The following is a 14283-nucleotide window of genomic DNA, read 5'->3' as shown; positions in this document are numbered from 1 at the left end:
GGTCTCGATACATCTCCTCGCTGCGCTAGTCGATCACTCGACCAGCGGGGGAACCATCCTGCGCTCTACGCTCGTCGACCACTGGACAGGCGGGCGCGGATTCGTCGGCGCACTACAGGGAGTCGTATCCTTGTCGGCGTGAGTGTCCTGCCTGTCGTCGCCGCCGTCCTCGTCTTCGCGCTCGCCGCGGTGTGGGCGGTCGTCGGTGTGCTCGGGCTGATCGGACGTCTTCCGTTCAATCGCTGGATCGGCGTCCGCGCCGACGAGACGATGCGTTCGCGAGAGGCCTTCGACCTCGCCAACCGCGTGGCCGCCCCCGGCATGCTCGCGGCGGCGGGGATCCTGCTGCTCAGCGGGCTGGTGGCCCTGGGCGTCGGCGGATATTGGTCGATCGTGTTCGCCGTCGTCGGTCTGATCGCGGCCCTGTTCGTCGTCGGTCTCGTCAGTGCCTACGGTGTCCGCGCAGCGGCTGCCCTGCCCTCCGACGACGACGGATGCTCCTGCTGCTCGTCACACGACGCACCGGCCGCGGTCGAAGACGCCGCGCCCGCACACGAGTCACCCGCCGACGACTGCGGTACCTCCAGCTGCGGCGCCTGCAGCCTGCGAGGGGTCTGCTCCAACGAGTCCGCCCAGGCCTGAAGCCGCGGTGTCCTCACCTCTGTCGCTCGCGCGTGCCCTGCTGAGCCGATCCCCGATCGACGGTTTCATCCTCGCGATCCTGGGCGCAGTCCTGCTCGCGGCGCTGCTCCCCGTGCGCGGCTCGGCCGCCGACGTCCTCGACTGGGTCGTCGTCGCAGCGATCGCGCTCCTGTTCTTCCTCTACGGCACCCGGCTGCATCCACGGGAGGCGCTCGACGGTCTCAAGCACTGGCGACTGCACCTCACCATCCTCGCGTTCACCTTCGTCGCGTTCCCGCTGATCGGTCTGGCGATCCGCCCTGTGGTGACGCCGATCGTCGGCGACGACCTCTATGCCGGACTGTTGTTCCTGTGTCTCGTCCCGTCGACGGTGCAGTCGTCGATCGCGTTCACCTCCATCGCCCGCGGCAACGTGCCGGGCGCGATCGTGAGTGCGTCGGCGTCGAACATCATCGGGGTGTTTCTCACGCCGGTACTGGTCGTCGCCCTCATGAGCACCGAGGACGGCGTGCACATCGACACGTCGGCGGTGCTCCGGATCGTCGGGCAGATCCTCGTGCCGTTCGTCATCGGTCAGATCGTCCGGCCGTGGGTGGGCGGATTCTTCGGCCGTCATGCGAAGGCGACCAAACTCGCCGACCGCGGATCCATCGTGCTGGTCGTCTACGTCGCATTCAGCGAGGGAGTCCGCGACGGCATCTGGTCGATCGTCGACGCGGGCGAGGTGATCGCGGTCGTCGTGATCTGCCTGATCCTCGTCGTCGTGATGCTGGTCGTGACCCGATGGGTGCCGCAGCGCCTCGGTTTCGACCGTGCCGACACGATCGCCATCCAGTTCTGTGGCACCAAGAAGAGTCTCGCCACCGGACTGCCCATGGCCACGGTCTTGTTCTCCGGCACCACCGTCGGGCTGATCATCTTGCCGCTGATGATCTTCCACCAGATCCAGCTGATCCTGTGCTCGTGGCTGGCCACCCGATACGGACGCGACGCAGATGACGCGGATCGCGCGTCCACTGCGAGGAAACAATAGTTCGTTAGACTACGCCCATGAGTGCCGACGTTTCGAAGACCGTCCGCGACACCGGCGATCCCGCACCCGTCCAGCGGGAGGTGGTCGGCGACGCCCCGACGGGCGGGGACCTCGAGGCCGCGATCGCTCATCAGGTGCGCCTGCTCCGGCGCAACGCCGGGATGTCGGTGGCCGACATGGCGACCAAGGTCGGTATCTCCAAGGCCATGCTGTCGAAGATCGAGAACGCCCAGACCTCGTGCAGCCTCTCGACTCTGGCCCGGCTGGCAGCCGGCCTCGATGTCCCCGTCACCTCCTTGTTCCGCGGCGCCGACGTCGAACGCGAGGCCATCTACACAGAGGCAGGCAAGGGAGCCGTCATCGTCGGACGAGGCACCCGGGTGGGTCACCACTACGAACTGCTCGGCGGGCTGCGCGGCCAACACAAACGCCTCGAGCCCGTGCTGGTCACCCTGACCGACGACAGCGAGGTGTTTCCCCGCTTTCAACACCCGGGCACCGAGATGCTGTACATGCTCGAAGGAGAGATGGTCTACGGGCACGGAAACGCCGAGTACACACTGCGTCCCGGCGATTGTCTGCTACTCGACGGTGAGGGAATCCACGGTCCGCACGACCTCATCCGCCTACCGATCCGCTTCCTCGCCGTCACGGCCTATCCGGACAATCACGAGTCGGAGTAGGCGGCGTCAGCCGATCGGCCGCGACAGCGGCAGATTCACGAAACTCGGTCGGTTCGGGTCGAGCTGGATGTGCTGCGGACGCAGCTGCGACTCGTTCAGCAACGGGCGCAACGGGAGTCCGCGGGGGAAGTTCATCGCGAACACGTCGACGCGGAGTCGATGCCCGGGTCGGATCAGCGCCTCGGTGGGCAGCAGTCCGATGTCGAGGGTGACCAGCTTCCCGGGCGTCACCCGCTGTCGCGAGGCGAGGGTCAGCGTGTAGAACGGGTCGATGACATCGCCGTTGGCCGCGAACTGCGACCGCTCCCGGTCGTAGCCGCGCAGCGAGGCCGTCACCTGGCCGGAGCTGATGACCTTCGACGTGCCGTCGGGCGCAACGTCGTTGAGGGTGGCCGTCCAGTACCCGTCGGTGGCATCCATGACGGTGTTCAGGTGCAGGTTGGTATATCCCGACACGCTTCGAGTCGCGGTCACGGGCGCGGTCGTGAAGCTCAACGCGCTGCGCTCGGAGATGCGGGCATCCTTGGCGCAGAACGGGAACAGGGCGAGTGCACCGGCCAGCTGTTGCGCGGCGTCGCGCGAACACACGGTGGCGAGTCCGGGTGAGACGGTCAGACGTCCGCGGGAGGCCGGAACTCCGGTGGTGAGGCTGCCGTCGCGGACCGCATATGGTGCGGTTCGACTCCGACGGTCGCCGAGGTAGAGACGCTGGCGAGTCATGCCCGCGCGCGGGAACTGCTGGGCGGTGATCCACGGGTCACCGACCTGCTTGAGGTTGACCGGACCGTAGGAGTCGATGCCGTTGTCGATCCCCTTGAGCCACTTGTCGAACCAGGCCTTCTGCAGGACGTCGAGCCGAGGCGGGGTGCCGGCACGGCCCTGCTGTCCGCCACCGATCGTCAGATGGTAGCCGTCACCCATGATGAGCTGCTTGCGGCCGGGCGGCAGCGGGATCGAGTTGTACATGCGCACTTCACTGTTGGTGAAGAGATCGAACCAGCCACCATAGATGAACGTCGGTGTGGTGATTCGCTCGGCGTGATCGAGCCAGGCCTTGCGCGGCTCCGAGTTCGTCGTGAGCAGCTCGTCGAGTTCCGGTGGCACAGACGGGATGTCCGGGGTCAACAACGCCGCGAACAACTGCGGATAGAACGTGAGCGGGTCGGAGATCCGATCCGCCAACCACTTCCAGTCGAAGGTGCCGTTCAGCATCGATGCGACGTTCGGGACCATCTTGGTGGTGTTGACCAGCGTCAACCACAACGGCAGGAAGCCGACGCCCAGCGCTCCGCCGGGTGCCACGATGTCGCGGATCAGGTCGCCACCGGGTTCGACGGGAAAGATCGCCTTGAGAGCCGCCGGGTTCTTGTTTGCCGCCTGCAGTTGATTGATCGCTGAGTAGGACACACCCGACATGCCGATCTTGCCGTTGGACCACCGCTGGCGGGCGGCCCAGTCGATGACCTCGACCGTGTCGGCCTGCTCGCGGCTCTGGAAGACATCCCACTTCCCCTGCGAGAAGCCGGTTCCGCGAACATCGACCACCACCTGGGTGTAGCCGCTGCGGACGAGATCGAAGTCGGCGAGGAAGGTGCGGGCTCCGCCGTCACGGAGGGTGTCGGTGAGCTGGGCGATGTCGAGCGCCCCGCTGATGGGCTTGCTGACCTGCCCGACGGTTGTGGCGATCTGGGTGAGCAGCGGCTCGAGGACGGGATGCTGGGTGACGGCCGAGCCGAGTGCGGTGATGAGTTTGGTGTACGGCGTCATGTTCACGATCACCGGATTCCGCTTCGCGGTGGCCCGGCCGCCACGATCGGCGGGGCGATACACGTTGGCGCGCAACACTGTTCCGTCACTCATTCGGATCGGCACATCCCAGGCGACGGAGACACCCGGGTAGGGTTGCGGACCGTCGTGCGACGCCGCCCAGCGAGCGGCCGGGGCGCCACCTGATGGAGTCGACGGCGCCGCGCCGGCAGGTGGTACCAGCGCGATCGACACCACTGTCACCGACAGGAGTACGCCGATGGCCCCTGTGATTCTCCCCAGTCGCACGTCCAGAACCCCCCGGTTTGTGTGGGACAAGCGTCCGTAAAGCTAGCAGAGATTGTGGTCTGCGTCACCGGTGGATTCTCGTGGGCCTGCCAGAATGACCGCGTGGCACCTCGCCCCGGGGGATGGACGAGGTGCCACGCGGCCGGGTGGCCGTCATCCGATGCCGTTGGCGGCGTCGCGATCGGTCTCGATGCGGAGGTTGCCACCCCACGCCTGGAGATACCCGCGGTTGCAACCGCCGGGGACTCCGATGGCCCGGACACCGACGCGGTGGACTCCCGGACTTGTCGGGATGTAGTAGCTGCCGTCGCGCTGGCCTGCGCTCAGGGTCTTCTCTCCCCAGACCCGGCCGTCGAACATGATCTGCGCCCTGATCTTCGAGCAGTGATTGCGATCCGCGGTGAACTCCACCACGATTCGGCCCTGCTGAGTGTTCGTGTTGACTGTCGGGACCCGCTTGCACAATTGGGTGTACGGCTGGCCGCAATCGTTGACGTCGAGGCGGTAACTCTGCACTGCCGCCGACGACGGTGCGTTGACGGCGACGCCGCCGACGGCCATTCCGGCGGCGGCCGCCAGCACCGCGGCGGGGACCGCAAGGCGTGTTCTGATACTCATGTCGGAGCTCCTTCGAATGGTTGGGACAGCTCCGATTCCAGACCGTGCGTCGTCGCGCGCGAAGCGTAGTCACATACGCGGTTACACGAACGGATGATTCCTACCCGGCGGCCGACTACCCGACTCCGTCGCGGCCGCGAGCGAGGTCAGTTGCGGGACACGTCGAGCGGATGGCTCGCGAGCAGCGGCGTCGGCCACGGCTGGCGTCGGAGCACCTCGCCCCAGAGGTCGGCGGTCGGCGGGGCGAGGAGATCCTTCGCCAACGCCGAGGCGAGCATCCAGCTGTTCTGTTCGAGTTCGCCGTCGAGCTGGCCGATCCCCCACCCCGAGTAGCCGGCGAACACACGGACCCCCTCGAGCACCTTCGACAATTCCTCCGGGTCACCGTCGAGGTCGACGAGGACGACCCGGCCGTCCACCGGACGCAGTGCGTCGTAGCCGGTGATGTCGGCGCCGAGTTTGACGACGCCGAGACACAACGCGGCGTCCTGTTTGACCGGACCGCCGACGAACAGCGCCCGCGGCGATGCGGCGAGGTCGGTCCACTGCGGCAGCAGGTTGTGCACCGCCGTCTGGCTCATCCGGTTGATCACCACGCCGAGACTGCCGCCGTCGTTGTGCTCCATCACGTAGATGACGGTGCGCGCGAACGTCGGTTCGAGAAGATCGGTGGAGGCGAGGAGAAGGGTGCCCGGTCGGACACGACCGGCGGCGGGAACGGCGCGCGGCGCGTCCCGCGCCCCCTCTGGGTAGAACTCGGGGGTCGGGTCCTCGGAGTCGTCGCCGGCCACCCCCACATCATGGCATGGCCGGGCGGTCGAGGTCGGTAGTCTGGATCAGTGATGTCAGCGTCGGATCGTGGCACCGCCGGATTGCGGGGTTTCGTCCGCTCGCTCGGACATTCCCCCGGTCTCGGCCGACTGTTGGCGGTCAGGCTCACCAGCCAGATCACCGACGGCGTCTTCCAGGCTGCGCTCTTCGCGTCGATCCTGTTCAACCCCGAGCGGCACGCCGATCCGTTGGCCGTCGCGGGCGGGCTGGCGGTGCTGCTGCTGCCCTACTCGGTCATCGGTCCGTTCGCCGGCGCGCTGCTCGACCACTGGGACCGACGCCACGTCCTGATGTACGCCAACGTGATTCGTGGCGTCCTGATCGCGCTCGTCGCCCTGGCCATCGCGACCGGAGCCACCGACACGGTGGTGCTCATCGGCGCGCTCGCGGTGACCGGTGCGAGTCGGTTCGTCGCCTCCGGCCTCTCGGCGTCGCTGCCACACGTCGCCCACCGCGACGTCATCGTGGCGACCAACGCACTGTTCACGACCCTGGGCGCGGGCATGCTCGCCGTCGGCGCCGGCATCGCTGCGGTGCTGCGCGCGATCTTCGGGCCCGACAACACGGGCAGCGCACTCACCACCCTCGGCGGCGTCGTCATCGCGCTCATCGCGGCGACCCTGGCGCACGGGTTCGGCCGATTGCAGCTCGGCCCCGACGAACCCGACGATCCGGGCCGCTCCGCGCTGCACGCGGTGACCGTCGGTCTGCTGCACGGCGTCCGGGCGGTCGCCAATTCGCGGACGGTGTCCGCAGCATTGTCGGCGATCGGGGCGCACCGACTCGTGTTCGGTGTCAACACGCTCATGCTGCTCGTCCTGAGCAAGAACGCGGGTCTCGGCGACGGGCTCGCCGGAGTGAGTGTCGTCGCCGGGTTCACCGCGGGTGGCGCGTTCCTCGCCGCCGTGGTGACCCCGTATTCGGTCGACCGGTTCGGGCGGCGCCCGACACTGATCACCGCGTTGCTCGTCGGCGCGGTGGCAGAGCTCTCGCTGCTCACGTTCAACGCGATCGTGTTCTGTGTCTCCGCATTCGTCCTCGGACTCATCGGGCAGGTCGCCAAACTGTGCGGCGACGTGGCAATGCAGGTGGACATCGGCGACGCCGTGCGCGGTCAGGTGTTCTCGGTCCAGGACGCCGTGTTCAACATCGCCTACGTCGGATCGGTGACGCTGGCCGCGCTCGCCATCCCGCCGGATGGGCGTTCACACTGGCTGCTGATCCTGGGCACCGCCGTGTACCTGGTCGGCGCGATCGTGGTGCGTTTCCTGCACACTCCGCCCTATCCTCAGCACCATCCGGTCACCGACGATCGAATCGAGGCGAACGGTCGTCAAAGCTGACGTCGGCGCGACCGTCCCCGTCCTCGTCGACGAGGACCCGGTCGAACCGTCCGTCGCCGTCGGAATCGACGAACAGCCGCTGCGCCACCGGCACCCCGGCCCTGCGGGTGCCGACCAGTTCGATGTCCGCGGTTCCGTCGCCGTCGAGATCCTCGGTCCGCCGCACGACAACGGCATCCCCGTCCGACGACGGCGTCGTCGGCGACCTCACCGGGGGATCCGCGACGCGTCCGGGTGCGGGCGGGATCTCGGGTTCGTCGTGTGCGCCGCCCGGTGCACGGTCACCGATTGGCGGGGCATGCGGGTCGTCGACGCGCTCTCCCCACACCCCGGCACCGGAATCCCGGTAGAACTCGTCGGGCCGGCCGTCGTCGTCGCGATCGATGGCCACCACGTCGGCCGTGCCGTCACCGTCGGTGTCCCACATCGCGTCGTCTCGTCGGCCGTCGCCGTCGAAGTCGAGTCGCACGGCATCGGCGTGACCGTCACCGTCGAGATCGGCGTCCGGGGCCGACACCCACGACGATGTGTGTCCGTCGCCGGTGCCGAACAGATACTCGATGTCCGGGTCCATGGTCTTTCGACGCACGGGAGGACCGATCGGTTCCGTCCAAGTGCGTCACCGGTGCCCGGGCACGTGGTCGGCCTCGATGGTCATCCGCGGCCACGGCGGCTGACGCAGGACCGCCGCGGTCCCGAGCGTCGCCGCGATCAGACCCGTGAGCACGCCGATCACCGCGACGCGGCCCTGGTCGACGGCGGGTGTCCAGGTGGTGGTCCCGTCGGTCACCGTGTACGCCCCGACCGGTACATGCGTACCGCGCAGCCCGCGTCGGGTCACCGGGATCATGGTCGTGTGGTCGTCGATGGTGATCGGATCGCCGAAGTACTCGCGGCGACCGGCTGTGGGGGCATCGGGAACAGACATCGCATCCTCTTTCGTGGGTGGGGTCTCGTGCCGTCGGAGACGACGGTCACCTCGCCCCTCGAGTATCGGCGCCGCGGTGCTGACGCGATAGGTCCGCGGCCGCGTGAGCGGGGGTGAGGCCCGATGACCGACCGGGCGCCGAGGGCCGGTAGGTTCAGGGTCTATGTACGTGAGCGAACTGGGTGAACAGTGGCGCCGATCCCGCCTCCGCCCCGAGATCGTCCACCTCGACTCCGCGGCCGCGGGCCGGTCCTCCAACGCCGTCATCGGAGCGATCTCCGCCCACCTGTGGCGCGAGACCGAGCGCGGTTCGTACATCGCCGCCGAGGACCGGGCGGAGGAGATCGCACGGGACAAGCGCGATCTCGCGTCGCTGATCGGCCACACCCCGGACGAACTCGCGTTCCGGGAGAGCGCGCGAGCGGCCTTGCGCGCGCTGCTGACCTACTGGAATCTGCCGATCTCCACGACGGTGTGGGTGGCCAAGAACGAGTTCGGCCCCAACCTGGTGGAGTTCGAACGCCGCGGGTATGCGGTGCGACCACTTCCCGACGCCGACATCGCGGGTCACGTCGACACCGACGCGCTCGAGAACATGCTGCAGTTCGAACAGCCCGACTTCCTGCACATCTGCCACATCGGCTCCGCATCCGGTGTGGTGCAACCGGTCACGCGCATCGTCGAGATCGCGCACGCCGCAGGTGTACCCGTCGTCGTCGACATGGCGCAGTCGGCGGGTCACACGCCGACGGTCACCGGTGCCGACGTCGTCTACGGCACGAGCCGCAAATGGCTGGCCGGGCCGCGCGGAGTCGGGTTCGTCGCCGTCCGCAAGGACGCGCTGCGCCCGGTGAGCATCGAGAGTTCGGAGGCGTTCGTCGCGGGCCGGCTCGGCCTGGGTGTTGCGGTGTCCGAACTGCTCGCGATCGGTCAGCAGCGGGTGTTCCGCGAGCTCGCGGCGATCGGGCGCGCCACGCGCGAACGCCTCGACGGCATCGGCAGCTGGGAGGTCCTCGAACCCGCCGACGAGCCGTCGGCCATCACCACGCTGGCGCCGCCCCCCGGCTGGCAGCCGTCGGATGTGCAGGCGGCGCGCGACAAGTTGCTGTCGGCGGGGATCCTCGTGACCGGCGCCGACTCGTGGCGCGCGCCGTTGGCGACCGAGCAGTCGGTGCTGCGGGTCAGCCCGCACCTCGACGTCGAACGCGAGGATCTCGATCGTCTGGCCGACGCGCTGCGCACGATGGGCTACTGAGGCGGCCGACGGCCGCGTATCAGCCGCGCAGGCTCCCCGACGCGTCCAGGATCTCCTCGATCGCCGGCCGCGCCAGCTCGGCGTCGGCGTCCACCAGCCCGATCCGGGTGCGACGGTCGAGCACGTCCTCGACGGTGAGCGCGCCCTCATGGGTCACCGCGAACTCCGCCTCCGCCCGCGTGACGTCGAGGGTTCCGGCGATCGGATCGAGCGGGCGGTCCACCCGCGCCGACGACACGACTTTCGCTGCCTCCGAACCGAATCGGGCGACCAGGGAGTCGGGGAGATCACCGCGGTGACGGACGCCCGCAGCGCCGATGAGCGGGGTCGTCGTGGTGATGCACGCGCCCGCGGTCAGGCCACCCGCGGTGGCCGCGGCGTCGACGGCGTCCTGCGCCATCCGGCGGTACGTGGTGAGTTTGCCACCGAGCACACCGATGAGCGTGCCGTCGGCCTGCACCCGGTGTCGTCGGGAGACGTCGGCGAGATCGCCTGCACCGGAGCCGCTCTGGCCGCCCGTGTCGATCAGTGGACGCAGCCCGGAGTACGCACCGATGACGTCCGCACGTGAGAGGGGTTGGGCGAGAGCCACGTTCACCGCTCCGATGAGGAAGTCGATCTCGTCGTCGTCGGGCAGCGCGACGTCGGGGATCGGGCCGGGCGCTTCGACATCGGTGAGTCCGACATGTACACGGCCGAGCTGTTCGGGCAGCGCGAACACGAACCGCGAGATGGAACCGGCGATCGGGACGGTCAGCGCGCCGGTCGGATGACCGAAGGTGGCGGCGTCGAAGACGAGATGCGTGCCCCGGCTGGGCCGCAGACGCACCGACGGATCCACGTCGCCCGCCCACACACCCGCGGCGTTGACGACGGTCCGCGCGGAGACGTCGAAAGCCTCACCCGTGCGTGTATCGGTCAGGCGCGCACCGGTTCCGGTGACCCGGTCGGCGCGGGTACGGGTGCAGACGAGGGCGCCGAACGCGGCCGCGGTCCGTGCGACGGCGACCACCAGGCGGGCATCGTCGATCAGTTGTCCGTCGGTGCTGGCGGATCCACCGCGCAGCCCCGTCGTCGACACCGTCGGGCACAGGGCCACGACCTCGTCGACGCCCAGTCGCGACGGTGCGGCGAGGACCGACGACGGCGTGCGGGCTACTCGCCGCAGCACGTCACCGGCCCGGAACCCGGTCCGGATCAGCATCGACGAAGCACGAGAACCGTTGTCCGGGACCACCTGTCGCAGGGGTCGGATGAGGTGGGGGGCGATCGACGTCATGAGGTGATGGCGTTCGACCGCGCTCTCGTAGGCGATCCCGAGGTCACCGCCGGCCAGGTAGCGCAGTCCGCCGTGCACGAGCTTGCTGCTCCAGCGCGACGTGCCGAAGGCGAGGTCGTGCGCCTCGACGAGCGCGACCCTGAGGCCGCGGGTGGCGGCGTCGAGGGCCACACCGGCGCCGGTGATCCCACCGCCGATCACGAGAACGTCCACTGTGGTGTCGCCGTCGGCCAGCGCGGTGAGAGCGGCCTCGCGCTGCCCGGCGTTGAGAGCGCTCATCAGGTCGCCGTCGGCAGCATCTCGGGTCGGCGCAGATACGACGACAGGGCGTAGTGCAGTTCTCGACTCCACTCGTCTCCCAGGATCGACTCGACCAGGGCGCGTGACTGGATGGCGGACTGGGTGATCAGCAAGACCATCGACGCCATCTTCTCCGAGTCCCCGTCACGGACCTGTCCGCGATCCTGTCCGCGCGAGATCGAGTCGGAGAGAATGGCCAGGACGCCCTGCTGGCTCGCGCCCAGACGGTCGAACACATACGGCATCATGAACTCGCGCTGTTCTCGCCACAGGGCGGCGACGAGCTCGTCGTCGCGCAGCGCGGCTGCCACCCGCACCACGAGGTCGATCGTCGCGTCGAAGTCAGCGGTGCGCAGTGGCGTCGCGTCGGTGACCGCGGAGATGATGCCGAGGACCTCCCGGGTGAGCAGGGCACGCAGGATCTCCGACATGTCCGGCCAGCGGCGATATACCGTCGGGCGGCTGACACCGGCCTCGCGGGCGACCTCCGCGACGGTGACCTTGCGGCCGTCCTTGCGTACCAGGCAGTCGCGGGCGGCGTCCAGGACCTGGTCGGCGATGTCCTCTTTACAGATTGACATGATGTGTAACACTGTAACCCATGGGCGCCCCCACCCACGATCCGTCCCACGCCGCCGGCCATTCGTCCGGCGGCACCGACCGCGTTCCCGGTCACGTCACGGTCCTGGCGAATCCGCACGCGCGCCACGGGGCCGGGAAGATGATCGCCGACGAGGCGGTCGCGGCGTTTCGCGCTCGCGGGGTGGACACCGAACTCATCGTCGGGCGCGACGCGGCCGAGGCCGCCGAACGTGCCGGGAAGGCCGCGCGCAGCGACACCGATGCGCTTGCCGTGGTGGGCGGCGACGGCAGCATCCGGCTGGCGCTGGAGGCGGCCTTCGGGACGGGCACGCCCATCGGCGTGATTCCCGCCGGATCGGGAAATGACGTCGCCCGCAACCTCGACATCCCCATCGAGGACGTCGACGCCGCGGTCGAACTGATCAGCCGTGGCCACACACGCACCATCGACCTCGGCCGGGTGACCTTCCCCGACGGTCGCTGCGAACTGTTCTGCACTGTCGCCGCAACGGGTTTCGACGCCTCTGTCACCGCGCGGGCCGTCGCGATGTCATGGCCGAAGGGTCAGTCCCGCTACACGCTGGCGGCACTGCGCGAGCTGATCGGCCTGCGATCCCGGCACTATCACGTCCGTGTCGACGACGCGGAGCTCGACGACGACCTCGTGTTCGCCGCCATCGGCAACACCACCTCGTACGGCGGTGGCATGCTAATCACTCCGAACGCCTCGATAACCGACGGTCTGCTCGACGTCACGATGGCCAGCAGGCCGTCACGATTCGCCCGTCTCACCGTCGCCAAGGTGTTCCCCACCGTGTTCACCGGCCGACACCTCACGCATCCGATGGTGCGGACCATGCGCGGCAAGGAGATCGAACTCTACTGCGACCCAACGGCTCTGGTGTCGATCGACGGAGACCTCGTCGGCGAGCTCCCCGCGGTGTTCGAGGTGGTGCCGGCCTCGGCGGAGGTGTTCGCCCCTTCGTGACGCTCGCGAGCTCGCTCCTCAGGGAGCAGGGGCTCAGGTCGCGAGGTCGCTCCTCAGGGAGCAGGGCTCAGGTCGGGAGCTCGCTCCTCAAGGAGCAGGGGGCCTCACATCGCGGGCTCCCTCCTGGCGAGAGCAGGTTCCGACCGCCGTCAACGCTCCGAGGTGGCCGCCCACCATTCCCGCAGGGCCTGCTCGGCCTCGTCGCGGGTGAGCGGACCACGGTCGAGGCGCAGTTCCTTGAGGAATCTCCATGCCTGACCGACCTGGGGCCCCGGCTGCAGTCCGAGGAGCTCCATGATCGCGTTGCCGTCGAGGTCGGGCCGCACACGGTCGAGATCCTCGGCCTCTTTCAGGTCCGCGATCCGCTGCTCGAGATGGTCGTAGTTGTCCTGCAGTCGACGGGCGCGGCGCTTGTTGCGGGTGGTGCAGTCGGCGCGGACCAGTTTGTGCAGCCGGTCGAGCAGATCACCGGCATCGGTGACGTAGCGACGGACCGCGGAATCGGTCCAGGAGCCATCGCCGTACCCGTGGAACCGCAGGTGCAGGAACACCAGTTGCGACACGTCGTCGACGACGGCCTTCGGGTACTTGAGCGCGCGCATCCGCTTACGGACCATCTTCGCGCCGACGACCTCATGATGGTGGAAGCTGACTCCACCGCCCGGCTCGTGCCGTCGGGTTGCCGGCTTCCCGATGTCGTGCAGCAGGGCCGCCCATCGGAGAACGAGGTCGGGGTCGCCGACCTCGAGGTCGATCGCCTGCTTCAGCACGGTCAGCGAGTGCTGATAGACGTCCTTGTGCTGGTGGTGCTCGTCGATCGTGAGCTTCATGCCCGGCACCTCGGGCAGGACACGCTCGGCGAGACCGGTGTCGACCATGAGGTCGATGGCCTCGAGCGGATGCTCGCCCAGGATCATCTTGTCCAACTCGGCGCGCACGCGCTCGGCGGTGATCCGCTCGATCTGCCCGGCCATGTCGGTGATGGCGTCGAACACCCTCGGCGCGACGCGGAACCCCAGCTGGGAGACGAACCGGACCGCGCGCAGCATCCGCAGCGGGTCGTCGTCGAACGACTCCTGCGGTGTCGCGGGGGTGTCGATGACGCCGGCGAGCAGCGCGGTGAGTCCGTCGAGGGGATCGCAGAAGTCGGCCGGTCCGTCCGGCCCGATCCGCACGGCCATCGCGTTGATGGTGAAATCGCGCCGGACGAGATCATCGTCGAGCGATTCCCCGAACACCACCTGGGGATTCCGCGAGACGCGGTCGTAGGAGTCGGCGCGGAAGGTGGTGATCTCGACGATCTGATCGCCCTTGCGCGCGCTGATGGTGCCGAAGTCGATGCCGGTGTCCCACTGTGCGTCGGCCCACCCCGACAGCAGCGCCGACACCTGATCGGGCCGGGCGTCGGTGGTGAAGTCGAGGTCGCCGGACAGCCGACCGAGGACTGCATCACGGACTGACCCGCCGACGAGGAAGAGTTCGTGTCCGGCGTGGGCGAAGGCGGCTCCCAGCGGCACCAGAACGTCGGAGAGTCCCCGCAACGTCACGGCCGCCGATGCCAACAGGCGAGTACGGCGTTCGGGGTCGGTCACGGCATGTCAGCCTACCGTCGGGGTCTGCCCTGGCCACAAATGCCGATTCGGCCATGCGGGTGCCGTCGGCGCTCACGGTCGGCACGGGGTCCCCTCGTGGTCGGCGACGACCCGCCGCCCTGGTCGTCGGGTGGCCCGTTCGGCCGACGTCACC

The 14283-nt window shown here is 68.7% G+C and carries 14 protein-coding genes; 6 read left to right on the top strand and 8 right to left on the bottom strand.

The features are described from left to right. Positions 1–138 precede the first annotated feature (138 nt). The 3 genes from EEB19_RS13835 to EEB19_RS13825 are packed head-to-tail and all read left to right on the top strand — an operon-like array spanning position 139 to position 2358. Complete coding sequence (locus tag EEB19_RS13835) at positions 139–642, top strand: SdpI family protein (RefSeq protein WP_262365657.1); 504 nt, start codon at positions 139–141, stop codon at positions 640–642. A 19-nt stretch (positions 643–661) separates the two neighbouring features. Then, positions 662–1675, top strand: coding sequence for a bile acid:sodium symporter family protein (locus tag EEB19_RS13830; RefSeq protein WP_187587200.1), 1014 nt, complete (start codon positions 662–664; stop codon positions 1673–1675). A 17-nt stretch (positions 1676–1692) separates the two neighbouring features. Then, the gene (locus tag EEB19_RS13825) at positions 1693–2358 is read left to right on the top strand and encodes an XRE family transcriptional regulator (RefSeq protein WP_187587140.1); all 666 of its coding nucleotides are present in this window, start codon (positions 1693–1695) and stop codon (positions 2356–2358) included. A gap of 6 nt (positions 2359–2364) precedes the next feature. On the opposite strand, the gene EEB19_RS13820 is transcribed toward EEB19_RS13825, so the two are convergent. The 3 genes from EEB19_RS13820 to EEB19_RS13810 all read right to left on the bottom strand — a co-directional run bounded on the left by EEB19_RS13820 (position 2365) and on the right by EEB19_RS13810 (position 5828). After that, positions 2365–4419, bottom strand: a complete 2055-nt coding sequence (locus tag EEB19_RS13820; protein WP_187587198.1) for a CocE/NonD family hydrolase — start codon at positions 4417–4419, stop codon at positions 2365–2367. 147 nt (positions 4420–4566) lie between these two features. Then, complete coding sequence (locus EEB19_RS13815; protein WP_187587138.1) at positions 4567–5031, bottom strand: hypothetical protein; 465 nt, start codon at positions 5029–5031, stop codon at positions 4567–4569. A 146-nt stretch (positions 5032–5177) separates the two neighbouring features. Then, positions 5178–5828 carry a YqgE/AlgH family protein gene (locus EEB19_RS13810; protein WP_187587137.1) on the bottom strand — a complete coding sequence of 217 codons (651 nt, stop codon included), beginning with the start codon at positions 5826–5828 and terminating at the stop codon, positions 5178–5180. 45 nt (positions 5829–5873) lie between these two features. On the opposite strand from EEB19_RS13810, the gene EEB19_RS13805 reads away from it, so the two are divergent. Next, positions 5874–7205, top strand: coding sequence for an MFS transporter (locus EEB19_RS13805; protein WP_187587194.1), 1332 nt, complete (start codon positions 5874–5876; stop codon positions 7203–7205). On the opposite strand, the gene EEB19_RS13800 is transcribed toward EEB19_RS13805, so the two are convergent. Together EEB19_RS13800 and EEB19_RS13795 are read right to left on the bottom strand one after the other, a co-directional pair. Then, on the bottom strand, positions 7165–7794 hold the full coding sequence (locus EEB19_RS13800; RefSeq protein ID WP_316245471.1) for a hypothetical protein: 630 nt from the start codon (positions 7792–7794) through the stop codon (positions 7165–7167). The genes EEB19_RS13805 and EEB19_RS13800 overlap by 41 nt on opposite strands. A 30-nt stretch (positions 7795–7824) precedes the next feature. Further along, a complete protein-coding gene (locus EEB19_RS13795) occupies positions 7825–8133 on the bottom strand; it encodes a hypothetical protein (RefSeq protein WP_187587135.1) in 309 nt (102 codons plus the stop codon). Positions 8134–8296: 163 nt separating this feature from the next. On the opposite strand from EEB19_RS13795, the gene EEB19_RS13790 reads away from it, so the two are divergent. After that, positions 8297–9388, top strand: coding sequence for an aminotransferase class V-fold PLP-dependent enzyme (locus EEB19_RS13790; RefSeq protein WP_187587133.1), 1092 nt, complete (start codon positions 8297–8299; stop codon positions 9386–9388). A 19-nt stretch (positions 9389–9407) separates the two neighbouring features. Here EEB19_RS13790 and EEB19_RS13785 read toward each other — a convergent pair whose 3' ends face one another. After that, positions 9408–10946 (bottom strand): glycerol-3-phosphate dehydrogenase/oxidase, encoded by a 1539-nt coding sequence (locus tag EEB19_RS13785; RefSeq protein WP_187587131.1) that lies wholly within the window; start codon positions 10944–10946, stop codon positions 9408–9410. Then, entirely contained in the window at positions 10946–11548 is a 603-nt protein-coding gene (locus tag EEB19_RS13780) for a TetR/AcrR family transcriptional regulator (RefSeq protein ID WP_187587129.1), read from the bottom strand. The genes EEB19_RS13785 and EEB19_RS13780 overlap by 1 nt, the downstream gene beginning before the upstream one ends. Before the next feature lie 20 nt (positions 11549–11568). Between EEB19_RS13780 and EEB19_RS13775 the strand changes: the two genes are divergently transcribed. Next, positions 11569–12537 (top strand): YegS/Rv2252/BmrU family lipid kinase, encoded by a 969-nt coding sequence (locus EEB19_RS13775; protein WP_187587128.1) that lies wholly within the window; start codon positions 11569–11571, stop codon positions 12535–12537. 149 nt (positions 12538–12686) lie between these two features. Here the strand turns inward: EEB19_RS13775 and EEB19_RS13770 are convergent, their stop codons facing one another. Further along, positions 12687–14129, bottom strand: a complete 1443-nt coding sequence (locus tag EEB19_RS13770; protein WP_187587127.1) for a CCA tRNA nucleotidyltransferase — start codon at positions 14127–14129, stop codon at positions 12687–12689. Positions 14130–14283: the final 154 nt, after the last annotated feature.

This window comes from Gordonia sp. OPL2, from assembly GCF_003797825.1.
Classification (GTDB): domain Bacteria; phylum Actinomycetota; class Actinomycetes; order Mycobacteriales; family Mycobacteriaceae; genus Gordonia.
Note: the sequence above shows the minus strand (reverse complement) of the source record. Positions and strands in the feature narration are given on the sequence as shown.

What these genes read in the sequence shown, in the direction of transcription:
- EEB19_RS13780 (WP_187587129.1), bottom strand. Translation starts at nt 11,548, where the DNA reads ATGTCAATCTGTAAAGAGGACATCGCCGACCAGGTCCTGGACGCCGCC.
- EEB19_RS13775 (WP_187587128.1), top strand. Translation starts at nt 11,569, where the DNA reads ATGGGCGCCCCCACCCACGATCCGTCCCACGCCGCCGGCCATTCGTCC.
- EEB19_RS13795 (WP_187587135.1), bottom strand. Translation starts at nt 8,133, where the DNA reads ATGTCTGTTCCCGATGCCCCCACAGCCGGTCGCCGCGAGTACTTCGGC.
- EEB19_RS13805 (WP_187587194.1), top strand. Translation starts at nt 5,874, where the DNA reads ATGTCAGCGTCGGATCGTGGCACCGCCGGATTGCGGGGTTTCGTCCGC.
- EEB19_RS13825 (WP_187587140.1), top strand. Translation starts at nt 1,693, where the DNA reads ATGAGTGCCGACGTTTCGAAGACCGTCCGCGACACCGGCGATCCCGCA.
- EEB19_RS13785 (WP_187587131.1), bottom strand. Translation starts at nt 10,946, where the DNA reads ATGAGCGCTCTCAACGCCGGGCAGCGCGAGGCCGCTCTCACCGCGCTG.
- EEB19_RS13815 (WP_187587138.1), bottom strand. Translation starts at nt 5,031, where the DNA reads ATGAGTATCAGAACACGCCTTGCGGTCCCCGCCGCGGTGCTGGCGGCC.
- EEB19_RS13790 (WP_187587133.1), top strand. Translation starts at nt 8,297, where the DNA reads ATGTACGTGAGCGAACTGGGTGAACAGTGGCGCCGATCCCGCCTCCGC.